Raw genomic sequence first — 23,304 nt, forward strand, 5'->3', positions numbered from 1 at the left:
CCGACCCTGCCCGCATTCCTCGACCCGACCATCACACAACCCCTTTCGCACCTACCCTGACAACGAGTGTTGCGATGACTGTATGACGCCGGCTCTCAGGAACCTTCTAAAATTGCGCTCTCACGTGGGGTTTCATCGGGAACTCACGCAGGTCGACCTGTTCGCGTCGCTGCTTGAAGCACAGGCCCGCGCACTGTAGGTTCGTCTGTGTTCGATGTGAAGTAGCTCATAAGGAGACCCCATGACGATGTCACGCATCCGCTTCCCCCGTCTACCGCGGATGGTGACTGCGGTCGCCGCCGCCACTGTGCTCGCGCTGGCTCCCGGGGTCGCCCCGATCGCCTCGGCCGCCACCGAGGAGTCCACGGAGGGCGCGATCGACGCCCCGGCCGAGGAGAAGACCCTGCGGATCGCGACCGCCGGCCAGATCGACAGCTTCAACCCCTTCACCACGATCTACCTCACCTCGACGGGCATCAACCGCTACGTCTACGAGAACCTCGTCCAGTACGACGCGAAGGACGGCTCGCCCACCGAGGGTCTCGCCGAGTCGTGGGAGACGAGCGAGGACGGCATGACCTGGACCTTCACCCTGCGTGAGGGCATGAAGTGGTCCGATGACGAACCGATCACCGCCGAGGACGTCGTCTACACCTACACCCAGATGATGGAGGACCCGGCGGGCATGGGCGCGGCCAACGGCAGCCTCGTGCAGAACTTCGACACCGTCGAGGCACCCGACGACTCCACGGTCGTCATCACCCTGACCGAGCCGCAGGCGCCGAACCCCGGCACCGAGATCCCCGTCGTCCCCGAGCACGTGTGGTCGGCCAAGGAGGATGCGGTCGGCGACCCGGGCGACACCGACGTCGTCGGCTCCGGCCCGTTCGTCCTCGAGAGCTACGAGCCCAACCAGTCGATCACGCTCAAGGCCAACCCGAACTTCTGGCGCGGCGCCCCGCAGATCGACACGATCCAGTACATCTACTACACGAACTCCGACGCCCAGGTGCAGGCGCTGCGCTCCGGCGAGGTCGACTTCATCACCGGGCTCACCCCGGAGCAGGTCACCGCGCTCGAGGGGGCGGACAACGTCGAGATCAACGCCGGCACCGGCCGCCGCTACACCTCCATCAGCATCAACTCCGGTGCGGAGACCCCCGAGGGCGAGTCCTACGGCACCGGCAACGAGGCCCTCACGGACGTCGCGGTGCGCCAGGCGCTGCGCCAGGGCATCGACATCGACACCCTGCGCGAGCAGGTCATGCAGGGCTATGCCGACCCGGCGACGAGCTTCATCCCCTCGGCGTTCCCCAAGTGGCACCTGCCGGAGGACGACGAGGCCATCCTCGAGCACGACGTCGAGGCCGCGAAGCAGACCCTCGAGGACGCCGGCTGGACCGAGGGTGCCGACGGCATCCGCGAGAAGGACGGCGAGAAGCTCTCCCTGCGACTCCTCGTCGACTCCGCCTCCCAGCCCGAGCAGGCGATCGGCGAGTTCCTCGGTCCGTGGCTCGCCGACCTCGGCGTCGAGCTCGAGGTCGAGGCGTCCGATGCCGACACGATCTCCAGCCGCACCCTGGCCGGGGACTACGACATGTACATCACCGGCTGGAGCATCAACCCGGACCCGGACTACCAGCTCGGCATCAACACCTGCGCCTCGCGTCCCGACGCCGAGGGCAACGGACCGTCCTCGCAGGACGGCTACTGCAACCCGGAGTTCGACGAGCTCTACGCCCAGCAGCACACCGAGCTCGACGAGGGAGCCCGCGAGGAGCTCGTGCGCGAGGCGCTGCGCCTCAACTACACCGACACCGCGCAGATCGCCCTGTGGTACCCGCAGGCGCTCGAGGCCTACCGCTCGGACCGCTTCGACGGCTTCACCACCCAGCCCGAGGCCGACGGCATGATCGCCGGTCAGGCCGGCTACTGGGGCTTCTACACGGTCGAGCCCGTGAGCGGCGAGTCCGGCGGTGAGTCCGGCGGCCTCGGCACCGGAGCCTGGATCGGCATCGGCATCGCCGTGCTCGCCGGTGTGGGAGTGGTGATCTTCGCCCTCACCCGCCGCAAGAGCGCCGACGACCGCGCCTGATGTCACCGTCCGGCGCCCGACCACCCCGGTGATCGGGCGCCGGACCGCTGTGCCGCGCCCCTGAGGGCGCCGCACCGATTGGAGTCAGAAGTGTCAGCCAACCCCCCGTCCGCCGAGCCGCCCGTCGACCCGCACGTCGGCGATCCGGCCGTCGCGGAGCCGCGCACCGCGGCCGGCGAGGATCCCACGCGGGGCCCCGCCCCCGGTGCTCCCCAGGACATCGCTCCCCGGAACGGTGCTCCCCAGGACATCGCTTCCCAGGACATCGACGAGCCGCCGGCCGGCACCTCGTTCCTGGCCTACTTCGGCCGCAAGCTCGGGGGAGCCGCGATCAGCATGCTCATGGTGATCCTCCTCGGCTTCTTCGCGTTCCGGATCCTGCCCGGGGATCCCGTCGCCAAGATCGCCCGCGAACGACCGATGACCGCCGAGCAGGTCGCAGCGCTGCGCGCCGAGTACGGCCTCGATCAGCCGCTCCTCGTCCAGTTCTGGGACTACCTCACCGGGATCTTCACCGGGGACATGGGGGAGAGCTACGTCTACCAGCAGTCGGTGAGCTCGCTCATCGCGCAGTACGCCTGGCCCACCCTGCTCCTCACCGGCACCGCGGCGATCATCGCGATCGTGCTCGGCCTGTGGATGGGGCAGCTCGCCGCCTGGAAGCGCAACTCGCTGTTCGACAAGGCCACCACCGGCACCTCGCTCATCCTGTGGTCGGTGCCGACCTTCTGGCTCGCGCTCATCCTCCTCATGGTGTTCGGCGGCACGCTCCAGTGGCTGCCCACCGGCGGCATGGTCTCGCCCGGCGTCGAACCCGGCACCTTCGCCTACGTCATCGACGTCGCCGAGCACCTCATCCTCCCGGTCATCACCATGGTCGCGGTGATCTACGCCCAGTACCTCCTCGTCATGCGCGCCTCCCTGCTCGAGGAGATGAGCGCGGACTACCTCACCACCGCCCGCGCCAAGGGTCTCAACGAGGACGGCGTGCGCCGCAAGCACGCGGTGCCCAACGCCCTGCTGCCCACCGTCACCCTCGTGTTCATGCACATCGGCGGACTCATCGCCGGCGCGGTGACGGTGGAGACCGTGTTCTCCTGGCCGGGGCTGGGCAAGCTCACCTACGAGGCGATCAGCGGCCCCGACCTGCCGCTCCTGCAGGGCACGTTCGTCGTGTTCTCCGCCGCGATCATCGTGATGAACCTCATCGCCGACCTCCTCTACCGCCAGCTCGATCCCCGCGTCAGGAGGGCCTGAGATGTCCACCGTCCTGTCACCGCGCGCCGTCGCCTTCAACCGCCGCAAGGCCGCCGCCGGACGCGCCTGGAAGATGTTCCTCCAGGACCCGGCCGGCGTGTTCGGCGCCGTCGTCCTCGTCATCGTGTCGCTCATCGCGATCCTCGCGCCCGTCATCGCCGACCGCTCGATGCTCGACGTCACCCAGCAGCTCGACCAGCCGCGCTACGCCCCGCCCTCGGCCGAGCACCTGCTCGGCACCGACAACTACGGCCGCGAGCTGTGGGTGCGGATGGTGTGGGGTGCGCGCGTCTCTCTGCTCGTCGGGCTCGCCGCGACCGCGATGTCGATGATCATCGGCACGATCATGGGCATGGCCGCCGGCCACTTCACCGGGTTCCTCGGCGGCCTCATCATGCGCATCATCGACTTCTTCCTCGTCCTGCCCTCGCTGCTGCTCGCGATCGTCCTGTCCTCCGTGCTCGACCGTGGGGTGTGGACGATCGTGCTCGCGATCGGCATCACCTCGTGGGCGGGCACCGCGCGCGTCGTGCGCGCCCAGACCCTGTCCGCGGAGTCGCGCCTCTACATCGAGCGCGCCCGCGTGCTCGGCGCCGGACACTGGCACATCATCGTCAAGCACCTGTTCCCGGCCGTGCTCCCGCTCGTCATGGCGAACACCACGCTCACCGTCGGGACCGCGATCATCGCCGAATCGACCCTGGCGTTCCTGGGCCTGGGCGACACCACCCAGCAGTCCTGGGGCACGATCCTCAAGAACGCGATGGACGTGTCCGCGGCGACGAGCGGCTACTGGTGGTACATCCTCACCCCGGGCGTCGCGATCGTCATCGTGGTGCTCGCCTTCACCCTCGTCGGCCGTGCCTTCGAGTCGATCGCCAACCCGACCCTGAGGAGCCGCTGATGCAGGAGATCGTCTTCGACGACGTCACGATCCGCTATTCCTCGAACACCCGGCGCGGCGAGATCGCCGCGGTGCGCGGCGTGTCCCTCACCGTGCCCGCCGGCGGCACGCTCGGCATCGCCGGGGAATCCGGGTCCGGGAAGTCCACGCTCATCCTCAGCCTGCTCCGGCTGCTCCCGTCGAACGCGACGCTCACCGGGACGGTGCTCGTCGGCGGCCGGGACCTCGGCGAGCTCAACTTCGGTGAGCTGCGCGCCCTGCGCTGGTCGGACGCCTCGATCGTGTTCCAGGGGGCGCTCCACTCCCTCAACCCGGTGCGCACCGTGGGCCGGCAGATCCTCGAGGCGCTCGAGCTCCACGTCAAGGACGGCTGGCGCACGAAGGAGGAGCGCACGGCCCGGATGCACGAGCTCCTCGCGCAGGTCGACCTCAGCGCCGACAAGGCCAAGGCGTACCCGCACGAGCTGTCCGGCGGGCAGAAGCAGCGGGTGATGATCGCGATGGCGCTCGCCTGCGAGCCGCACGTCATCATCGCCGACGAGCCCACCACCGCACTCGACGTCATCGTCCAGCGGCAGGTCCTCCAGGTGCTCCAGCGTCTCGTCGCCGACCGCGGGATCACCCTCCTCATGATCTCCCACGACCTCTCCGTGCTCGCCGAGGTGTGCGAGCGCCTGGCGATCATGAAGGACGGGGAGATCGTCGAGATCGGCGACTCCGCGGTCGTCTGCGCCGACCCCGAGGAGGCCTACACCCGGCAGCTCGCCGAGGCGTTCCCGACGATCGGGGACCGGTACTCCCGGCTCAATCCGGTGACCCGCAACCCGGCCCGGATCGCCCCCGCCGCCGGGGCCGGTGCCGAGGCGGGAACCGCTGCCGGATCAGGGGCGGGGGCCGGTGCCGGTGCCGGAACCGGTACCGAGGCCGGCACGGGATCCGCTGCCGAGGTCGGGGCCGCACCCGGCGCGGCCGCCGGTGCGGGCGCCGCGGAGTTCACCATGACCGACGAGGTCGTGCTCGAGGCGAAGAACCTCAATGTCTCCTTCTCCGCCCGCGGCCGCCATGTGCGCGCGGTGCGCGACGTCGACCTCGCCCTCCACCGCGGTGAGATCCTCGCCGTCGTCGGCCAGTCCGGCTGCGGGAAGACGACGCTCGCCCGCAGCCTGCTCGGCCTCCAGGAGACCGACCCCGGTTCGGAGATCCGGTTCCGCGGGAAGCCGCTGAGCCGCCGGCCCAAGGACCTGCGCGCCTTCCGCAAGGAGGTGCAGATGATCCTCCAGGACCCGTCCGGCTCGCTCAACCCCAAGCTCAGCGTCTACGAGTCCGTCGCCGAGGGCCTGCGCGTGCAGCACTTCACCGGCGACGAGCGCGCCCGCGTCATCGAAGCGCTGACGAACACGGAGATGACCCCGGCGGAGGACTACCTCGAGTCGATCCCGCAGGAGCTCTCCGGCGGCCAGCGGCAGCGCGTCGTCATCGCCGGGGCGCTCGCCCTCGACCCCGAGGTTCTCATCGCCGACGAGCCCGTGGCGAGCCTCGACGCGTCCGTGCGCGGGGAGATCCTGTCGCTCATCCTCGAGCTGCGCCGCCGGCTCGGGCTCACCGCGCTCGTCATCACCCACGACCTCGGGCTGGCGTGGAACATCGCCGACACCGTCGCCGTGATGTACGAGGGGCGGATCGTCGAGCGCGGACCGGTCGAGGACGTCCTCCTCGACCCCCAGCACGAGTACACGCGCACGCTGCTCGGCGCGGTCCCGAGCTTCCGGCTCGACCGGGTGAGCGAGTGAACGGGGGCACCGTATGAATCGCACCGCCGCCGAGGCGTACCTCGATTCCCCGCCGCTCGTCCCCGGGGACCGGGTGCACCTCATCGCGGCATCGAGCCCGACGGACGCGGCCGGTTTCGACCACGCCCTCGCGACCCTCGAGGGCTGGGGCCTCGAGGTGGTGGTCGGTGAGCACGTCCGGGCCGTCCACCCCGAGCTTCCGTACCTCGCCGGCACCGACGAGCAGCGCCGCGCCGACCTCGAGGCCGCCTGGTGCGACCCGCGCACCTCAGCCGTCATCGCCCTGCGCGGCGGCTACGGGGCGATGCGTCTGCTCGACGGCCTCGACTTCTCCCGCCTCGCCGCCCACGCGACCCGGCCCGACGGCCGACCCAAGCTGCTCGCCGGGTCCTCCGACGTCACGGCGCTGCACCAGGCATGGGCGCACCATCTGCGGGTGCCCACCCTGTTCTGCCCGATGGTCGGCAACGCGGTGTTCCGCACCTCCACGACGATCGCAGCCGACGTCCGCTCCTGGCTGTTCGAGCCATGGCGCGGTCGTTCCATCGCCGGGCCCGAGGCGCGCACCCTCATCCCGGCACCCGACGGCGCGCCCGTGCCCGGCCGGATCACCGGCGGCAACCTCAGCCTGCTCGCCGCCTCGCTCGGCGCGCCGGAGAACCCGCTGCCCGTGGCGTCCGGGACCGGCATCGTGCTCCTCGAGGACGTCGACGAGACGCCCGCCCGCCTCGACAACCTCCTCCTCCAGCTCGTCCGCAGCGGTTGGACGGACGGGGCCCGGGCGGTCGCGCTCGGCTCCTGGGAGGACTGCGGGTCGGTCGCGCAGATCGAGGCGCTCGTGCACGAGGTGCTCGGCCCCCTCGGCATCCCGGTGGTGTGGGAGCTCGGCTTCGGCCACGCCGAGGATGCGCTGAGCGTGCCGCTCGGCGTCGCCGCCGCCCTCCACGCCCCGGCCGGCGGCGCACCCGCCCTCACCCTCATCGATCCGAAGGAGACCCCATGACCGCAGACCGGCAGCCGGACCGCACTCCCGAGAACCCCACCCCCGGAATCCCTGCCCGCGCGCTCCCGGACGTCGACTTCGGCGCACTGCCCGGGGTCGAGTTCTCCGCGCTCGCCTATGACGTCGACACCGGGACCACGCTGTTCTCGCACGCCCCCGAGCGCGTGCTGTCGACGGCGAGCATCGCGAAGATCTTCCTCCTCCACGCGACCCTGCGGATGGTCGAGCGCGGCGAGCTGTCCCTCGACGAACGGCTCCGTCGCCGCCCCTCGGAGCGGGTCGACGAATCCGGGCTCTGGTACCTGCTCCAGCAGGACTCCCTGAGCGTGTTCGACATCGGGATGCTCATCGGTGCATTCAGCGACAACTTCGGCACGAACGTGCTCCTGCGTCGCGTCGGCCTCGACCGGGTCGCTGCGAGCGCCGCCGAGCTCGGGTACACCGACTCCGCCCTCCACGACTTCCTCCGCTGGCCCCGCCCCGCCGGCGCCCCGTCCCGGCTGTCGAGCGGTACCGCCGCGGAGATCGCCGACTTCATGGCCCGGCTCGCCCGCGACGAGCTGTTCGACGCCGCCCATTCGGAAGTGCTGCGCCGCTGGCTCGGGGCCGGCGCGGACACCTCGATGGTCGCCTCGGCCTTCGAACCCGACCCGCTGGCGCACTACTACTACACGCGCGGATCCTGGGTGTGGAACAAGACCGGCACGGATTCCACCGTCCGCTGCGACGCCGGCGTCGCGATGACGCGGGAATCCCGCGTGGCCTATGCGGTGTTCGCCAACTGGGAGTCCGACACCGACCGGGTGCTCGAGGTCATGCCGCTGATGCGCCGCGCCGGTGAGATCATCGGAGCGTACCTGCAGCCGGAGATCTACGGGCGCGCGGCGGACGCTGCGAGTGGTCCCGAGGACCCGCACCGCACCCCGACGGAGGACTGACATGATCGACGTGTTCGACGGCCACAACGACCTGCCCTGGCACCTGCGGGAGACGCGCGGGAGCTCCGTCGCGGACCTCCACGACGCCGCCGTCTCGCCCTTCACCACGCTCGGGCAGCTCCACGACGGCGGGGTGAGCGCCCAGTTCTGGTCGGTCTACGTCCACAGCTCGATCACCGGGCCGGCCGCGGTGCGCGCCACGCTCGAGCAGATCGACCTCGTGCACCGGATGGTCGACGCCTACCCGGACGACCTCGTCTGGGCCCCGACCGCCGCGCAGATCCGCGCGGCGACCGGCACCGGGCGGGTCGCCTCGCTGCTCGGCGTCGAGGGCGGGCAGCAGATCGACGAATCCCTGTCCGTGCTGCGGATGTACGCCCGGCTCGGCGTGCGCTACATGACCCTGACGTGGTCGACGACCCACAGCTGGGCGGACTCCGCCACGGACGAGGCGCGCCACGGCGGGCTCACCGACTTCGGCCGGGAGGTCGTGGCGGAGATGAACCGGATCGGGATGATCGTCGACCTCTCGCACGTCGCCCCGAGCGTCATGCACCAGGCGCTCGACATCAGCGAGCTGCCCGTGATCTTCAGCCACTCGTGCGCCTTCGAGCTCAACCCGCACCCGCGCAACATCCCCGCCGACGTCCTCGACCGGCTGCCCGCCAACGGGGGAGTCGCGATGGTGACGTTCGTCCCCTCCTTCGTCACCGACGCCCGCCACCGGTGGGTCGAGGCCGGCGAGGTGGGGGAGCCGCCGGAGGTGACGCCGGCCGATGTCGCCGACCACTGCGACCGGATGCGCGAGCGCGTCGGCATCGACCACGTGGGTCTCGGCGGCGACCTCTGCGGCACCGACACGATGCCCACCGGGCTCGACGACGCCTCGACGTACCCGGCGCTGCTGACCGAGCTCGCCGGGCGCGGCTGGAGCGGGGCCGACCTCCGGAAGCTCGGGTCCGAGAACGTGCTGCGCGCGCTCGAGGCCCACGACGACCGCCACCGCGCCACCACCGCCGCCCACTGAGAGCCGGGTCCGGTACTCCGCGCACCCTAACCCCGCGCCCCGACGCCCTGCACCTCGAAATCCTGCACATCGAGATCCCGTACTGCGAAACCCTGCACCTCGACCGAAAGGCACCGTCCTCCCCATGCCCCGCGTCCTCCTCATCGTCAACGACATCGAGTCCGGCCCCCGGCGCCTCACGCAGTGGCTCATCGACGAGCACCTCGACATCGACGTGCGCGTCGGAGCCGCCGGCACGATCCCCGAACCCGAGGCGCTGGGCGACTACGACTGCCTCATCATGCTCGGCGGCGGGTACATGCCCGACGACACCGCCGGGGCGCCGTGGCTGGCGCGCGAGGCCGAGCTCGTGCGCCGGGCGCTCGGGACGGGGATGCCGCAGCTGGGGATCTGCCTCGGCGGGCAGCTCATCGCGCACGTCGGCGGCGGTGCGGTCGCAGCGAACTCCGGAGCCCCGGAGAAGGGCTCGACACCGATCACCCTGACCGAGGCCGCGGCCGCCGACCCGTTGTTCGGCGGCCTGCGGACCCGGACGGCCTTCATCGAGAGCCACGTGGACCGGATCACCCGGCTGCCCGAGGACGCGGTGCTGCTTGCGCGCAGCGAGGCCTGCGAGCTCCAGGCGTTCCGGCTGGGCGAGGCGGCCTGGGGCCTGCAGTTCCACCCCGAGGCCGGCCCGGAGAACGTCCGGAGCTGGAATGCCGACGAGCTCGCCGCGCTCGGCTTCGACAAGGAGGAGCTCATCGCCGCGGCCGACGCCGCGCAGCCGACGACCGAGGTCGACGCGCGCGCGATGATCGCCGGCTTCGCCTCCCTGCTGCGCCACCCCGAGACCTCGATATCCGAAGGTTCCTGAGAGCGGATCCGCAGGAGTTCGCACACTCGGCCGTACACCGGCGACCCGTCGGGGTGAGGCCCGGGTCAGCGGGCGATGCGCTCCCGCCAGGCGGCGAGCACCTCGGGCGAGGTGGGCTTCGAGACGAGCGAGCCGACGACGTAGGCGATCGCGGAGGCGAGCAGACCGAGGTAGATCGCCGGGTTCGCGAAGATGTTCATGGTGGCCATGATGATGATCGTGGTGAGCGAGCCGACGATCATCCCGGCGAGCACCCCGGTGATCGTGCCGCGCTTCCACACGAGCCCGCCGAGGATCGGCACGAATAGGCCGCACACGAGCAGGTTGTAGGCGACCGTGAGGGCTTCGACGACGCTCGGCATGAGGCAGGCGAGGATCACCGAGATGATGCCGAGGCCGAGCAGGTAGAGGCGGGAGTCGCGGACCTCGTCGCCGGTCTCCTTGACGAGGTTCTGCGCCAGCGCGCTGCCGAGGCGCGAGCGCGGGACGCCGCGATCGGCGAGCACGGGCTCGACGACGTCCTGCCGGAACACCGTCGAGGCGGCGAGCAGCGCGCCCGAGGACGTCGACATCACCGCCGACAGCGCGGCGGCGAGGACGAGGCCGGCGAGCACCGGGGTCATGGAGGAGTCGACGACGGCGACGAACACGTCGTCGCTGACCTCGATGCCGGGCACGATGACCTGGGCCGCGGTGCCGACGAGCGCGCCGGCTACGGCGTAGAACAAGCAGTAGATGCCGGCCGACAGGCCGCCCCAGCGGGCGACGCCGGGGGCCCGCGCGGTGAACACGCGCTGCCAGATGTCCTGCCCGATGAGCAGCCCGAGCGTGTAGATGAGGAAGTACGTGAGGATCGACTCCGGACCGATCGCCACCGGATCGAACGCGCTCGGGCCGAGCTCGTCGGCGATCGTCCCGAAGCCCCCGGCCTCGGTGATGACGAGTGGCAGGAGGATGAGGAAGATGCCGATGGTCTGGATGATGAACTGGACGAAATCGGTCAGGGTGATCGACCACATGCCGCCGAGCATCGAGTAGATGATGACGACGGAGCCGCCGAGCAGGATCGCCGGCACCCGGTCGATGCCGAGCAGCGCGTGGAAGATCGTGCCGTAGGCGACCGTCGAGGTCGTCGAGATCATCAGGCCGTAGGCGGTCATGATGAGACCGGACACCAGGCGCGAGCCGGAGCCGTAGCGCAGCCCGAGCATCTGCGAGACCGTGTAGATCTCGAGGCGCTGGATCTTCGGGGCGAACAGCAGCGACAGGAGCACGATGCCCAGGCCGATGCAGAACACGAGCCACATGCCCGACAGCCCGTACTCGTAGCCCAGGCCCACGCCGCCGACGGTCGAGGCGCCGCCGAGCACGACCGCGGCCATGGTGCCGGTGAACAGCACGGGGCCGAGGCGCCGGCCGGCGACCAGGTAGTCCTCCTGGTTCTTGGCGCGCATCCGCCCCCAGAACCCGAAGGCGATCATGGCGGCCAGGTACAGCAGGACGATAGCGACGTCCATGGGATTCTCCTCGGTGCGGCCGGCCGCGACGGGTCCGGCGAGTTGGATCGGCAGGTCAGCAGGTCAGCAGGTCATCGGCCTGCGGGGCTGGGGTCGGTGGGACCGGATCGGTGGGCGTGGAAGGACGGGACGCGCTTGCGTGGTCCGATCAGGCGTCCGCGGAGGGGGCTCGGCGCGGTGCGATGACATGGACGACGGTCGGCCGGCCGGCGGCGAAGGCGTCGGCGACGGCGCCCCGCAGCGTCGCATCGAACTCGGCGAGCGCGCCCGCCTCCCCGGCACCGGTGGGCAGGGCCACCGTGACGCCGTGGGCGCCCATCGACCGGCCGAGCGCGGCGAAGTCGGGGCGGTCGAGCCGGACGGCGAACGGGGGCATGTCGCGTGCGGTCATCTGGTCCTCGATCTCCGCGTAGCCGCCGTTGTCGACGACGACGAAGGGGATCGGGAGCCCGAGCTCGACCGCGGTCATGACCTCCTGGACGGAGAACATCGCCGCTCCGTCGCCGAGCAGCGCGGCCACCGGCCGCTCGGGTGCGGCGACCTTAGCGCCGAGCGCCGCGGGGATGCCGTAGCCGAGCGTCGCGAATCCGGGCATGTAGAGCAGCTGGTCCGGGGTGTGGGCCTCCAGGGCGTGGACGGTGCCGTCGTAGGTCACCTGCGAGGAATCCCCGCCGATGACCACGCCCGGTCCGCCCGCCGCTGCGACGGCCCGGGTGATGCGCGCGTTGAGGCCCGCGCCGTCGAACTCCTCGGCGCACGCCGCGCGCAGCGACTCTGCCCGGTGCCGCCCCGCCGAGGTGCCCACCGGCTCGGGATCGGACCCGGCCTCGGACCCGGAATCCGGCCGGGATCCGAGCCCGGAACCCCCACCGTGTCCGGCATCCTCGCCGAGCGCTGCGAGGAGGGCATCGAGGAAGGCCCCGGTGTCGGAATGGACGAGCACGTCGCCGATGAGGTTCTTGTTGAGCTGGTCGGGGTCGATGTCGCAGCGGATGACCTGCTGCCCGTCGGGGCGCGGGGCACGCACGTCGAGCGCCGAGTCCACGGTGAGGCCGTCGGCGGATCCGGCGGGTCCGGGCGTCGCCGACCCCGCTGCGGTGCCGGGAGCGTTCTGCGCACCGACGGTGCCGCCCCAGAGGTCGGAATCGGCGAGCTCGGTGCCGAGCACGACGAGCACATCGGCGGCGCGGCTCGCCTCCTGCACGGCGCCGAACCGCACGTTCGAGCCCAGCGACAGCGGATGGGCCTCGTCGAGGACGCCCTTGCCGTTGCAGGTCGTCGCCACCGGCGCGTCGAGGCGCTCGGCGAGCGCGGTGAGCCGGTCCGCCGCGTGCCGCGAGCCGCCGCCGGCGACGATGAGCGGACGGTCGGCGGTGCGGAGCAGCTCGGCGGCGCGGGCCACGGTGTCGGCCGTGGGCACCGGCGGCTGCGGCGCGAGCGGCTGCGGGGCGGTACCCCACCAGGGGCCCTCGAGCACGTCGAGAGGCACCTCGATGTGGACGGGCCCGGGCCGCGACGAGGCGAACAGGGCGAACGCCTCGGCGACCGCCTGGGCCGCGCCCTCGGCGGTGCGGGCCCGCCGGGAGGCGACGAGGAGGCGGCTGAGCGCCCCGGAGGAGTCCTTGGTCTCGTGGAGGAGGCCGGCATCGGCGCCCTCCATACCGGTGGGCACGCCGGGGGACAGGATGAGCATGGGCCGGGATTCCGCATAGGCGGTGGCCGCGGCGGTGATGACGTTCGTCAGCCCCGGTCCCGAGGTGGTGATCACGACCCCGGGTCGGCCGCTGAGGAGGAAGTAGCCGTCCGCGGCGTAGCCCGCCCCCTGTTCATGGCGCGGGGTCACCGCGCGGATGCCGTAGTGGTGCAGGTGGCGGTAGAGCTCGAGGTTGTGGGTGCCGGGGATGCCGAAGATCGTGTCGACCCCGTGGGCGGCGAGCGTGGAGACGACCGCGAGGCCGCCGTTGCGGTGGTGATCGGGGAGGATCGTCATGCCCGGCCTCCGTCGAGGTGCTCGGCAACCGGTCCCGTCGGAACCTGGGCGCCGGCCCGTCCGGCGGCCCACAGGGACAGGATCTCGTAGCCCACCTGGGCGGCGGCGAGTCCGGTGATCTCCGCGTGGTCGTAGGCCGGGGCGACCTCGACGATCTCCGCGCCCACGATGTCGAGCCCCTGGAGCCCGCGCAGCGAATTGAGGAGCTCGCGGCTCGTCATGCCGCCGGCCTCCGGGGTGCCGGTGCCGGGAGCGGCCGCCGGGTCGAGGACGTCGATGTCGATGGACAGATAGACCGGCCGGTCGGCCAGGCGGCGCCGGATGTCGGCAACGATGTCGGGCAGCGGACGGAACTGGTAGTCGTCGCTGCGGAGGATCCGGAAGCCGAGCACGGCGTCGTCGGTGAGGTCCTCGCTGCCGTAGAGCGGTCCGCGGATGCCCACGTGCATGCAGTGCGCGAGGTCGAGCAGGCCCTCCTCGGAGGCGCGGCGGAACGGGGTGCCGTGGGTGTACGGGGCGCCCATGTACGTGTCCCAGGTGTCGAGGTGGGCGTCGAAGTGGAGCACCGCGACGGGTCCGTGGGTGCGGTGCACGGAGCGGAGGTTGGGCAGTGCGAGCGTGTGGTCGCCGCCGAGGGTGAGGAGCTTGGCGCCGTCGGCCCTCAGGGCGTCGGCGGCCTCCTCGACCGTGCAGATCGCGGCGGGGATGTCGAAGGGATTGACACCGAGGTCGCCGCAGTCGGCGATCTGCTGGGTGGAGAACGGGTGGACGTCCGTGGCCTGGTTGTACGGTCGCAGCAGCTTCGAGGACTGCCGGATGTGGGCGGGTCCGAACCGCGCGCCGGGCCGGTAGCTCACCCCGGCATCGAACGGGACGCCGAGGATCTTGACGTCGATCGGCGCGCCGGGGCGGGCGGCCTCGACCTCATCGAGCCGCGGCAGCAGCCCGAAGGTCGGCGGGCCGGCGAAGCGCGGGGTCCGGCTGTAGTCGGCCGGGCCGAGGGGTTCGTGGGTGGTCATGGGGTGCCTCCTGCGGTGCGGGCCGCGAGGATCCGCCCGGGCCCGGCTGGTCATGGGGACACAGTACTCCACTCGACGTTACTCGTCAGTAGAAAGGCTCCGCGGTGTGTCACCGGCATCGCCGCAGCCGTGGTGCGGGCCCGGTCGGTGGGCCTGTCACCAGGGCTTCTCGGCGTATCCGGCGCCGCTGTCGCGGGAGTTCTCCTCGTCCTGACGCTGCTGCGAGTCCTGCTGCCGCTGTCGCAGCTCCTCGCGCTTCTCGTCGCCGACCTCGCCGGGGCCCTCACCGGGACTGCCGCCCGATTCCCCGGTACCGGATTCCCCACCGGGTCCGTCCCCGCCCGGCTCCTCGCCGCCGTCGTCACCGGGCTCCGTGCCGGTCTCCCCGCCCTCGCCCGACCCTTCGCCGGAGCCCTCTTCCCCGCCGGAGCCCTGTCCCGGGTTGTTCATCTCCTCCTGCGAGGAGTCGACGCGCTCCTCGGCCTCGTCCATCGCCTGGTCCTGGCCGCCGCCCTGCGGACGGCACTCCTCGGGCGCCTCGGACAGGACGGTGCGGGCGGCGTCGAAGGACGTGTTCGCCTGCTCGGTGTCGTCGGCGTCGCGGAACGCCTCGGCCTCCTTCTCGTGGACGTAGGCGAGGTTCATCCGCACCGCGCACTCATCGGCCACCGGGGTGAGTTCGAGGGCGCGCTCGAGCTCGGGTCGCGCCCGGTCGTAGTTCCGGTCGAACGCCTCTGCGGTCCCGACGTTGAACGGGCCCTTGTGCCGCTCGAAGGGGCTGAGCCGCTCGAACCAGCGCGCGGCGGCGATCGCCTCCTGCTGGTCGCCGGCGGCCGAGGCCTTCTGCGCCGAGGTCAGCAGCACGCTGAGCAGGACGCAGTAGGCGGCGAGGAGCAGCAGCAGTCCGGCGGCGACGAGGCTGAGGATCACCCGGCGCCGCGGGCGCCGCCGCCGGCGCACGCTGCGATCAGGTGTCTCCGCTCCGCCCTGCCCGGTGCCCGCGGCGCGTTCGTCGGCGGCCGGTGTGCGCGGCTTCGTCACGGTGTCCATGATGCTCCCAGGGTCGCGGTCGACGGTCGTGCGGCGTACTGCTGTGCTGCGCCCGGAGGTGCGACACCCGGCCGTGCGCTGCCCGCCGCCGGAGCGCCCGCTGCCGGGGGAGCCGCCGTCGAGGGGACCGGCGGTGAGGCATGGAGCCGGGCGAGCGCCCGGACGCGGCGCAGCGCGAGCGTCGCCTCGACGACGATCCAGGCGAACACCGCGAGCAGCGGGATCCAGAAGTATTCGGTCACCCCGCCGAACGATTCGGCGTCGACGAGCTTCTCCTCGAACTGCGGGGCGGTGTGCACAGTGCCGAACGGGGTGCCGGCCGAGCGGTGGTGGTAGTCGACGCCGAGGTCGGCGGCGATCGTGCGCAACTGGTCCTCGTCGATGACGGACAGCGCCCGGTCGCCGGTGGTGCTGTCGGTGATGTAGGTGCCGTCGTCGCGGGTCGAGTAGTACGACTGGGTCTCCTTCATCGGCCCGCCGCTCTGCGTGCCGTAGCCGAACACCGCGCCGCCGTCGATCTGCGCGGCGATCTCGGACATCGACTCCGGAGCCGTGCTGGCGGTCTGCTCGCCGTCGCCGAAGTAGTACACGAGGCGGGCGTTGTCGGGGTTCTGCTCCTCTGCGGCGGCGAGCCGCTCGAGCAGGAGTGCGCGCGCCTCGGTCACCGAGCTGCCGCCGGAGTACAGGGTGACCTCCGGGCCGACGGTCTCGATCGCGGAGGCGAACGCCGAGTGGTCGGTGGTGAGCGGCACCCGCACGGCCGCGCTCGACCCGAAGGTCACCATGCTCACCCGCGCCCCGGGCAGCTGCTCGAGGAGCGAGCGCATGTCCTCCTTGACGCCGTCGAGGCGCGGCCGCTGCCCGTCGTAGTCCTCCGCCACGATCGAGGCGGTGGTGTCGACGAGGACGAACACGTCGGCGGCCGCCGCGGTCGACTGGCTCGCCGTCTCCAGCGGGACGCCCGGGCGGGTGAAGGCCGCGGCGAGCACGAGGAGCGCGCCGGCGCGCAGCAGCCAGCGGGTGCGCCGGGCGGGGGTGAGGACGGCCAGCGTCACGCACCCGCCGACGAGCAGGACGAAGAGGGCGACGAGCGCCGGCCAGGGGAGGACGGGCTGGAACATCAGCTCGGACATCACAGGGTGAACCTCCAGGCGAGGACGAAGCAGGCGATGATCCCGAGCAGCGTCAGGGTGAGCGGGACGATCGGCTGGTCGTGGACCAGGGTGACCGACTTCGCGTCGGTCTTCTGCGCCTCCTGCTGCTGGATGTCCTCGACGATGCCGTCGGTGGCCTGAGCGGAGCCGAGCTGGTGGTGGGCCCCACCGGTGGTCCGCGCGGTGTCCTGCAGCTCGCTGATCTCCGAGCCGGCGAACAGGGAGCGGGGGGCGAGCGTGTAGACCCGGACCTCCTCCTCGACGGCGATCTCCGTGGCCTCGGCGAGGGTGAAGATCGGGGTGCCGGCGATCTGGTTGTCGGTGGCGAAGATGATCGAGCGGCTGCGCTCCTCGCCCTTCTTGTCGAAGCTGTCCACGCACGAGGTGAGGCCGTCGCCGATGAGCGAGGAGCCGCCGATCTCCGTGTCGACGGTGCCGGCGAAGAAGTCCGTGCCCTCGAGGCCGCCGGTCTCGAAGCCGCGCTTGGCCTCGGTGAGGAACTCCTCGACCATGAGGTAGTCGTCGGTGAGGGGGAACACCGAGACCGCGGTGGAGTTGAACACCGTCATCCCGATCCGCTCCCCGTCGAAGGACTGGATCATCTCGATGTAGGACTCGATGATCTGCGCGTCGTAGGAGGTCATCGAGCCCGAGGCGTCGAGGCACAGCACGACGTCGCGCAGGTGCCGCTCGGGGTTGATCGTCTCCGTGCGGGCCGGCCGGGCGATCCCGGCGAGCGCGGACAGGGCAGCGAAGGCGGACACGAGGAACACCGCGATCGCACCCCACAGCAGACGCCGCCGGCGGCGCGCGAACTCGCGCAGGCCGGTGAGGCGGTGGATGCGGGCGACGGGCACGGTGCCGGCGCGCGCCCGGCCGGGCCGGGACAGCAGCCACACCGTGAGGCCGGCGACCGGGATGAGGGCGAGGGCGAGCCACCAGAACTTCAGGACCATCGTCCCACCAGCTTCCGGGCGGCGCCGAGCTCGGCTCGGCAGTCGATCGCGGCCTCGTCGGAGAACTCGGCGGCGTAGAGGCGGGAGACGGCGACGGCGATCGGCTCGATCCGGTGGGCGCGGAGCTCGGCGAGCGTCATGTGGCTGACGTCGATGCCCCAGGCGGAGCGGGCGAACCGGCGCACGATCGTGCCGAGGCGCTGGGCGACCTCGCGCTCGCTGAGCTCGCCTGCGCGCCATGCGGTGTCGAGCGCGTCGATCTTCGAGAGGTACTCGCGGCGGGTGTGGCCGGGCACGTGGGCCGGGCCGTCCGCCCGCGCCCCGGAGTGCGCCCACAGGCGGGCGAAGACGGGCCAGCCGGCGAGCACGAGGAACCCGGCGATCGCTCCCGCTGCGGCGACGAGCCACCAGTCGGAGGCGGGGAGCAGCGGATGGAGCTCAGCGGCGTTCACGGCGCTGCCTCTTCATGAGCCGGCGCAGCTGCCACAGCGCCTCGTGGGAATGGGCGACGCGCACGTGCGGGATGCCGGCGCGGCGCAGCGTCTGCTCGGTCTGCGCCCGGCGCGCGGTCTCCGCCCGGTGGTACTCGTCCCACAGCGCGCGGCCGGACAGGAGCTCGTCGGGGACCCCGGTGGGCTCGGCGGCGAGCACGTCGTACGGGGTGCCGGCGGTCCCGCCGAGCGCGGAGAGGTCGGCATCGGCGATGGTGAGCCACATGATCTCGTGCTGCGCGGCGAGCCGGCGCAGCAGCGGCAGGTGCTCCTCGGACACCGGGGTGTCGTCGGCGATGACGAGGACGATCATGCGCCGGCGCAGGGTGTCGGCGACCCACTGGAGCTGGGTCGCGATGCGGGAGCCGGCGGAGTTCCGGCCGGCGGCCTGGATGCGGCGCAGCAGCTGCTCGAGGTGGGCCTCGGTGCCCTTCGACGGCGTCGAGCGGGTGGTGCGGGCGTCTCCGTGGACGAGCATGACGTCGTCGCCGTGGCGCACCGCGAGGTAGCCGGCCATGCCGGCGAGCAGGATCGCGAGCTCGCGCTTGGGCTCCCCGGAGGCGGCGACGGCCTCGAAGTCCATCCCGGAGTCGACGACGAGTGCGAGCGCGTGCCGACGGTGGGCGACGTAGCGCTTGACGAGCGGGGTCGAGTGCCGGGCGGTGGCCTTCCAGTCGATGTCGCGCACCTCGTCGCCGGGGACGTATTCGCGCAGGTCGTCGAAGTCGAGGCTGTGGCCGTGGAACACCGAGGCGTAGTCGCCCTGGAGGAGACCCCGGGTGCGGCGGTGGGCGTGGATGGTCATCCGCGCCTTGACCTTGGTGAGCAGCGCGGCCATCAGGGCGTCCTGATCGCGCCGAGGAGCTCGCCGATGACGCGCTCGACCGGGATGTTCTCCGCGACGGCCTCGAAGTTCAGCAGGATGCGGTGGCGGAGGATCCGCACCGCGAGGTCCTTGACGTCCTCGGGGATGACGTAGTTGCGGCCGCGGATCATCGCGAGCGCGCGGGAGGCGTTGGTGAACGCGATCGAGGCGCGCGGGGAGGCGCCGCACTCGATGAACTGGGCGAGCGGGCCGATGTAGCGCGAGGCCTGCCGGGTGGCCGACACGATCTCCACGAGGTAGCGGCTGATCGCGGGGTCGATGTAGATGCTGCGCGCATAGCGCTGCAGGGTGCGGACGTCCTCGAGCGTGCAGGCCGGCTCCGGGGGGCTCTCGACGTCGAACACCCCGGCGTCGAGCCGGCGCAGGATCTCGAGCTCCTCGCCCGGGCCCGGGTAGTCGAGGACGTCCTTGATCATGAAGCGGTCGAGCTGGGCCTCGGGCAGCTGGTAGGTGCCCTCCTGCTCGATCGGGTTCTGCGTGGCCATGACGAGGAAGGGGGAGGGGAGGTCGAAGCGGGTGCCGCCGATCGTCGTCTGCTTCTCCTGCATCGCCTCGAGCATGGCGCTCTGCGTCTTGGCGCTCGAGCGGTTGATCTCGTCGAGGAGGACGATGTTCGCGTGCACCGGGCCGAGCTGGATCTCGAACCGGCCGGTGGAGGAGTTGTAGATCTGCGAGCCGATGATGTCGCTCGGCAGCAGGTCGGGGGTGCACTGGATGCGGGCGAACTCGCCGCCCACGGCGCCGGCGAGCGCGGCGGCCGCGGTGGTCTTCGCCAGGCCCGGCACCGATTCGAGGAGGAGGTGCCCGCCGGTGAGGAGGCCGAGCGCCAGGGTCTCGCGCAGGCGGCCCTGTCCGACGACGAAGCGGTCGAGGTGCTTCTCCACGGAGGACAGGATCGTCGCGGCCTGGGTGATCTCCTGCGTGTTCGCCGGGTTGGGCTGGCTCATCGGGTGTCCTCTCGCGGGGCGGGTGCCGGTGCGGTCAGTGCAGCGGTGCGGTCAGTGCTGCGGTGCGGTCGGTTCTGCGGTGCGATGGTGCTGGGGTGCGGTGGGGCTGTCGTGCGGTGGGGTGGTGGGGACGGTGATCCCAGATTAGACGGGGGTCCGGACACGGCGGGACGGATGCTGTGGCAGTCCGGTCACATGACGGCCTCGATCGGACACAGAAGTCCGGACACACCGTCGGCGGGAAGTTTTTTCCTGTGGATTGTCGACCTCCGCCTGGGGACGGACGGTGGACGGGAGCGGGGTCGGCGAGCGGTGCCGGCGCACCTCGGCGGCCATCGTCGCAGGTGGTGGAACCACACCGGTGTGATTCGCCTCCTGTGGAGGGCGCCGCGACCCCTGTGCACCCCATGTGCACAGCGCCGCGCCGTGAGAAATGACACTGGTGTAACACACGATCTAGGGGTACTCTCGAGTGCAGACACAACATCTAGTGGTTGGGCCGCGGACGCGGAGAAACCCGGCGCGGCTCCAGCGGAGACCGGCGGACAGCCCTGGATGACCGCGAGAACACACGTCTTCGGAGGACAGCAGAATGATCACCGTGTACACCAAGCCGGCCTGCGTGCAGTGCAACGCGACCTACCGCGCCCTCGACTCCAAGGGCATCGAGTACCGCTCGGTCGACCTGAGCAAGGACCCGAACGCGCTCGACGTCGTCAAGGCCATGGGGTACATGCAGGCGCCCGTCGTCGTCACCGACAACGACCACTGGTCGGGCTTCCGCCCGGACAAGATCGCCGCGATCTCCTCCGGACAGGGCGCCGCCTCCGTCGTCGCATGAGATGCTCGTCGTCTACTACTCCAGCGGCTCGGAGTACACCCACCGGTTCGCCGGCAAGCTCAGGCACCCGAGCCTGCGCCTGCCGCTGCTGACCCGGTCGGACACTCCCATCGTGGGTGAGCCGTTCGTGCTCATCACACCCACCTACGGCGCCGGCTCCAACCGCGGGGCGGTGCCCAGACAGGTCATCAAGTTCCTCAATGTCAGAGGCAACCGGGACAATCTCGTCGGAGTCATCGGTGCCGGGAACACGAACTTCGGCGAGGACTACTGCAGGGCCGCCCACCGGGTGGCCGACAAATGCCGGGTACCGCTGCTGTACCGGTTCGAACTCCTCGGCACCGAGGACGATGTCGAGAACGTCGACGAAGGATTGGATTCACTGTGTCAACGACTACGCACGACCGCGACCTAGAGGCGATCATCCGCGAGGACACCGACCTCGACTACCACGCCCTCAACGCGATGCTCAACCTCTACGATGCGGATGGCCGCATCCAGTTCGAGCGCGACAAGCAGGCCGCTCGCCAGTTCTTCCTCCAGTACGTCAACACCAACACGGTGTTCTTCCACGACCTCGAGGAGAAGCTGCGCTACCTCGTCGAGCACGACTACTACGAGAAGGAGGTGCTCGACCAGTACTCCTTCGCGTTCATCCAGCAGCTGTCCCAGGCGGCGTACCAGCACAAGTTCCGCTTCCAGACCTTTCTCGGCGCGTTCAAGTTCTACACCTCGTACACGCTCAAGACCTTCGACGGCAAGCGCTTCCTCGAGCGCTTCGAGGATCGCGTGGTCATGGTCGCGCTGTTCCTCGCCCGCGGCGACGAGAAGCTCGCCATGGCGCTCATGGAGGAGATCATCACCGGTCGCTTCCAGCCGGCCACCCCGACGTTCCTCAACGCCGGCAAGAAGCAACGCGGCGAGCTCGTGTCGTGCTTCCTGCTGCGTATCGAGGACAACATGGAGTCGATCGGCCGCTCGATCAACTCCGCCCTGCAGCTGTCCAAGCGCGGCGGCGGCGTGGCCTTCTCGCTGACGAACATCCGGGAGTCCGGCGCGCCGATCAAGAAGATCGAGAACCAGTCCTCCGGCGTCATCCCGGTGATGAAGCTGCTCGAGGACTCCTTCTCCTACGCCAACCAGCTCGGCGCCCGCCAGGGTGCCGGCGCGGTGTACCTCAACGCCCACCACCCGGACATCTACCGTTTCCTCGACACCAAGCGCGAGAACGCCGATGAGAAGATCCGGATCAAGACGCTCAGCCTCGGCGTGGTCGTCCCCGACATCACCTTCGAGCTCGCGAAGACCAACGAGGACATGTACCTCTTCAGCCCGTACGACGTCGAGCAGGTCTACGGCGTGCCCTTCACCGAGATCTCGGTGACGGAGAAGTATCACGAGATGGTCGACGACGCGCGGATCAAGAAGTCGAAGATCAACGCCCGCGAGTTCTTCCAGACGCTCGCGGAGATCCAGTTCGAGTCCGGCTACCCGTACATCATGTTCGAGGACACCGTGAACCGCGCCAACCCGATCGACGGCCGGATCACCATGTCGAACCTGTGCTCGGAGATCCTCCAGGTGTCGGAGCCGACGACCTACAACGCGGACCTGAGCTACGACCAGGTCGGCAAGGACATCTCCTGCAACCTCGGCTCGCTCAACATCGCGCTGACCATGGACTCGGAGAACTTCGGGCAGACGGTGGAGACCGCGATCCGCGGGCTCACCGCGGTGTCGGAGACCTCGGACATCGACTCGGTGCCCTCGATCGCCCGCGGCAACGACATGTCGCACGCGATCGGGCTGGGGCAGATGAACCTCCACGGGTACCTCGCCCGCGAGCGGATCCACTACGGATCCGAGGAGGGCCTCGACTTCACGAACATGTACTTCTACACCGTGGCCTACCACTGCGTGCGGGCCTCCATGGAGATCGCCAAGGAGCGCGGGCGGACCTTCGCCGGCTTCGAGAAGTCGAAGTACGCCTCGGGCGAGTACTTCGACAAGTACACCGAGCAGGAGTGGGCACCGGCCACCGCGCGGATCGCCGAGCTGTTCGCCGAGGCCGGGGTGTCGATCCCGACGCAGCAGGACTGGGCCGAGCTCAAGGCGCAGGTCGCCGAGCACGGGATGTACAACCAGAACCTCCAGGCGGTCCCGCCGACCGGCTCGATCTCCTATATCAACAACTCGACCTCGTCGATCCACCCCGTCGCCTCGCGGATCGAGATCCGCAAGGAGGGCAAGATCGGCCGCGTGTACTACCCGGCGCCGTTCATGACGAACGACAACCTCGAGTACTACGAGGACGCGTACGAGATCGGCTACGAGAAGATCATCGACACCTACGCCGAGGCCACGAAGCACGTGGACCAGGGGCTGTCGCTGACGCTGTTCTTCAAGGACACCGCCACCACCCGTGACGTCAACCGGGCGCAGATCTACGCCTGGCGCAAGGGCATCAAGACGATCTACTACATCCGGATCCGGCAGCTCGCGCTGCAGGGGACCGAGGTCGAGGGCTGCGTGTCCTGCATGCTCTGACCGACCAGGGCGCCGTGCGGCACCGCCGCGCGGCGC

At 70.6% G+C, this 23,304-nt stretch carries 20 protein-coding genes; 11 read left to right on the forward strand and 9 right to left on the reverse strand.

Annotated features, from left to right (window positions below):
• Positions 1-241: 241 nt before the first annotated feature.
• The 8 genes from AB0I45_RS13155 (at position 242) to AB0I45_RS13190 (ending at position 9,870) form a co-directional block, all read left to right on the forward strand.
• Positions 242-2,095: an ABC transporter substrate-binding protein gene (locus AB0I45_RS13155; protein WP_295689631.1), complete on the forward strand. Its 1,854-nt coding sequence runs from the start codon at positions 242-244 to the stop codon at positions 2,093-2,095.
• Positions 2,096-2,185: 90 nt separating this feature from the next.
• A complete protein-coding gene (locus tag AB0I45_RS13160; protein WP_295689629.1) occupies positions 2,186-3,352 on the forward strand; it encodes an ABC transporter permease in 1,167 nt (388 codons plus the stop codon).
• A gap of 1 nt (position 3,353) precedes the next feature.
• A complete protein-coding gene (locus AB0I45_RS13165; protein WP_175406901.1) occupies positions 3,354-4,256 on the forward strand; it encodes an ABC transporter permease in 903 nt (300 codons plus the stop codon).
• Positions 4,256-6,046, forward strand: coding sequence for an ABC transporter ATP-binding protein (locus AB0I45_RS13170; RefSeq protein WP_247422948.1), 1,791 nt, complete (start codon positions 4,256-4,258; stop codon positions 6,044-6,046). The genes AB0I45_RS13165 and AB0I45_RS13170 overlap by 1 nt, the downstream gene beginning before the upstream one ends.
• A 13-nt stretch (positions 6,047-6,059) precedes the next feature.
• On the forward strand, positions 6,060-7,049 hold the full coding sequence (locus AB0I45_RS13175) for an LD-carboxypeptidase (protein ID WP_247422946.1): 990 nt from the start codon (positions 6,060-6,062) through the stop codon (positions 7,047-7,049).
• Positions 7,046-7,987: a serine hydrolase gene (locus AB0I45_RS13180; RefSeq protein WP_247422944.1), complete on the forward strand. Its 942-nt coding sequence runs from the start codon at positions 7,046-7,048 to the stop codon at positions 7,985-7,987. Before AB0I45_RS13175 ends, AB0I45_RS13180 begins: the two co-directional genes overlap by 4 nt.
• Position 7,988: 1 nt before the next feature.
• Positions 7,989-9,014, forward strand: coding sequence for a dipeptidase (locus AB0I45_RS13185; protein ID WP_295689622.1), 1,026 nt, complete (start codon positions 7,989-7,991; stop codon positions 9,012-9,014).
• A gap of 124 nt (positions 9,015-9,138) precedes the next feature.
• Positions 9,139-9,870, forward strand: coding sequence for a type 1 glutamine amidotransferase (locus AB0I45_RS13190; protein WP_295689620.1), 732 nt, complete (start codon positions 9,139-9,141; stop codon positions 9,868-9,870).
• A gap of 65 nt (positions 9,871-9,935) precedes the next feature.
• Here the strand turns inward: AB0I45_RS13190 and AB0I45_RS13195 are convergent, their stop codons facing one another.
• The 9 genes from AB0I45_RS13195 to AB0I45_RS13235 form a co-directional block, all read right to left on the reverse strand.
• Positions 9,936-11,387 (reverse strand): sodium:solute symporter, encoded by a 1,452-nt coding sequence (locus AB0I45_RS13195; RefSeq protein ID WP_295689618.1) that lies wholly within the window; start codon positions 11,385-11,387, stop codon positions 9,936-9,938.
• Positions 11,388-11,535: 148 nt separating this feature from the next.
• The gene (locus tag AB0I45_RS13200; RefSeq protein ID WP_295689616.1) at positions 11,536-13,377 is read right to left on the reverse strand and encodes a thiamine pyrophosphate-binding protein; all 1,842 of its coding nucleotides are present in this window, start codon (positions 13,375-13,377) and stop codon (positions 11,536-11,538) included.
• On the reverse strand, positions 13,374-14,396 hold the full coding sequence (gene speB / locus AB0I45_RS13205) for an agmatinase (protein WP_295689614.1): 1,023 nt from the start codon (positions 14,394-14,396) through the stop codon (positions 13,374-13,376). Before speB ends, AB0I45_RS13200 begins: the two co-directional genes overlap by 4 nt.
• 156 nt (positions 14,397-14,552) lie before the next feature.
• Positions 14,553-15,446 carry a hypothetical protein gene (locus tag AB0I45_RS13210; protein WP_295689612.1) on the reverse strand — a complete coding sequence of 298 codons (894 nt, stop codon included), beginning with the start codon at positions 15,444-15,446 and terminating at the stop codon, positions 14,553-14,555.
• The gene (locus AB0I45_RS13215; protein WP_137319087.1) at positions 15,434-16,579 is read right to left on the reverse strand and encodes a VWA domain-containing protein; all 1,146 of its coding nucleotides are present in this window, start codon (positions 16,577-16,579) and stop codon (positions 15,434-15,436) included. Before AB0I45_RS13215 ends, AB0I45_RS13210 begins: the two co-directional genes overlap by 13 nt.
• Entirely contained in the window at positions 16,579-17,556 is a 978-nt protein-coding gene (locus AB0I45_RS13220) for a VWA domain-containing protein (RefSeq protein WP_295689609.1), read from the reverse strand. The genes AB0I45_RS13215 and AB0I45_RS13220 overlap by 1 nt, the downstream gene beginning before the upstream one ends.
• A complete protein-coding gene (locus AB0I45_RS13225; protein WP_265809440.1) occupies positions 17,547-18,008 on the reverse strand; it encodes a hypothetical protein in 462 nt (153 codons plus the stop codon). The genes AB0I45_RS13220 and AB0I45_RS13225 overlap by 10 nt, the downstream gene beginning before the upstream one ends.
• A complete protein-coding gene (locus tag AB0I45_RS13230) occupies positions 17,995-18,885 on the reverse strand; it encodes a DUF58 domain-containing protein (protein WP_295689607.1) in 891 nt (296 codons plus the stop codon). Before AB0I45_RS13230 ends, AB0I45_RS13225 begins: the two co-directional genes overlap by 14 nt.
• A complete protein-coding gene (locus tag AB0I45_RS13235; protein WP_265809442.1) occupies positions 18,885-19,880 on the reverse strand; it encodes a MoxR family ATPase in 996 nt (331 codons plus the stop codon). The genes AB0I45_RS13230 and AB0I45_RS13235 overlap by 1 nt, the downstream gene beginning before the upstream one ends.
• A 592-nt stretch (positions 19,881-20,472) precedes the next feature.
• On the opposite strand from AB0I45_RS13235, the gene nrdH reads away from it, so the two are divergent.
• Genes nrdH through nrdE form a run of 3 tightly spaced genes read left to right on the forward strand, consistent with a single transcriptional unit; the run spans position 20,473 to position 23,268 of the window.
• Positions 20,473-20,721 carry a glutaredoxin-like protein NrdH gene (gene nrdH, locus AB0I45_RS13240; RefSeq protein WP_265809443.1) on the forward strand — a complete coding sequence of 83 codons (249 nt, stop codon included), beginning with the start codon at positions 20,473-20,475 and terminating at the stop codon, positions 20,719-20,721.
• 1 nt (position 20,722) lies between these two features.
• Positions 20,723-21,136: a class Ib ribonucleoside-diphosphate reductase assembly flavoprotein NrdI gene (gene nrdI, locus AB0I45_RS13245; RefSeq protein ID WP_295690861.1), complete on the forward strand. Its 414-nt coding sequence runs from the start codon at positions 20,723-20,725 to the stop codon at positions 21,134-21,136.
• Positions 21,106-23,268, forward strand: coding sequence for a class 1b ribonucleoside-diphosphate reductase subunit alpha (nrdE, locus tag AB0I45_RS13250; RefSeq protein WP_295690859.1), 2,163 nt, complete (start codon positions 21,106-21,108; stop codon positions 23,266-23,268). The genes nrdI and nrdE overlap by 31 nt, the downstream gene beginning before the upstream one ends.
• The last annotated feature ends 36 nt before the right edge of the window (positions 23,269-23,304 follow it).

It is taken from the genome of Brevibacterium sp. NPDC049920, assembly GCF_040656435.1.
Lineage (GTDB): Bacteria > Actinomycetota > Actinomycetes > Actinomycetales > Brevibacteriaceae > Brevibacterium > Brevibacterium pityocampae.

What these genes read in the sequence shown, in the direction of transcription:
- AB0I45_RS13235 (WP_265809442.1), bottom strand. Translation starts at nt 19,880, where the DNA reads ATGAGCCAGCCCAACCCGGCGAACACGCAGGAGATCACCCAGGCCGCG.
- AB0I45_RS13200 (WP_295689616.1), bottom strand. Translation starts at nt 13,377, where the DNA reads ATGACGATCCTCCCCGATCACCACCGCAACGGCGGCCTCGCGGTCGTC.
- AB0I45_RS13220 (WP_295689609.1), bottom strand. Translation starts at nt 17,556, where the DNA reads ATGGTCCTGAAGTTCTGGTGGCTCGCCCTCGCCCTCATCCCGGTCGCC.
- nrdI (WP_295690861.1), top strand. Translation starts at nt 20,723, where the DNA reads ATGCTCGTCGTCTACTACTCCAGCGGCTCGGAGTACACCCACCGGTTC.
- AB0I45_RS13190 (WP_295689620.1), top strand. Translation starts at nt 9,139, where the DNA reads ATGCCCCGCGTCCTCCTCATCGTCAACGACATCGAGTCCGGCCCCCGG.
- AB0I45_RS13185 (WP_295689622.1), top strand. Translation starts at nt 7,989, where the DNA reads ATGATCGACGTGTTCGACGGCCACAACGACCTGCCCTGGCACCTGCGG.
- AB0I45_RS13215 (WP_137319087.1), bottom strand. Translation starts at nt 16,579, where the DNA reads ATGTCCGAGCTGATGTTCCAGCCCGTCCTCCCCTGGCCGGCGCTCGTC.
- AB0I45_RS13195 (WP_295689618.1), bottom strand. Translation starts at nt 11,387, where the DNA reads ATGGACGTCGCTATCGTCCTGCTGTACCTGGCCGCCATGATCGCCTTC.
- AB0I45_RS13180 (WP_247422944.1), top strand. Translation starts at nt 7,046, where the DNA reads ATGACCGCAGACCGGCAGCCGGACCGCACTCCCGAGAACCCCACCCCC.
- AB0I45_RS13155 (WP_295689631.1), top strand. Translation starts at nt 242, where the DNA reads ATGACGATGTCACGCATCCGCTTCCCCCGTCTACCGCGGATGGTGACT.
- AB0I45_RS13165 (WP_175406901.1), top strand. Translation starts at nt 3,354, where the DNA reads ATGTCCACCGTCCTGTCACCGCGCGCCGTCGCCTTCAACCGCCGCAAG.
- AB0I45_RS13210 (WP_295689612.1), bottom strand. Translation starts at nt 15,446, where the DNA reads ATGGACACCGTGACGAAGCCGCGCACACCGGCCGCCGACGAACGCGCC.
- AB0I45_RS13170 (WP_247422948.1), top strand. Translation starts at nt 4,256, where the DNA reads ATGCAGGAGATCGTCTTCGACGACGTCACGATCCGCTATTCCTCGAAC.
- speB (WP_295689614.1), bottom strand. Translation starts at nt 14,396, where the DNA reads ATGACCACCCACGAACCCCTCGGCCCGGCCGACTACAGCCGGACCCCG.
- AB0I45_RS13175 (WP_247422946.1), top strand. Translation starts at nt 6,060, where the DNA reads ATGAATCGCACCGCCGCCGAGGCGTACCTCGATTCCCCGCCGCTCGTC.
- AB0I45_RS13230 (WP_295689607.1), bottom strand. Translation starts at nt 18,885, where the DNA reads ATGGCCGCGCTGCTCACCAAGGTCAAGGCGCGGATGACCATCCACGCC.
- nrdH (WP_265809443.1), top strand. Translation starts at nt 20,473, where the DNA reads ATGATCACCGTGTACACCAAGCCGGCCTGCGTGCAGTGCAACGCGACC.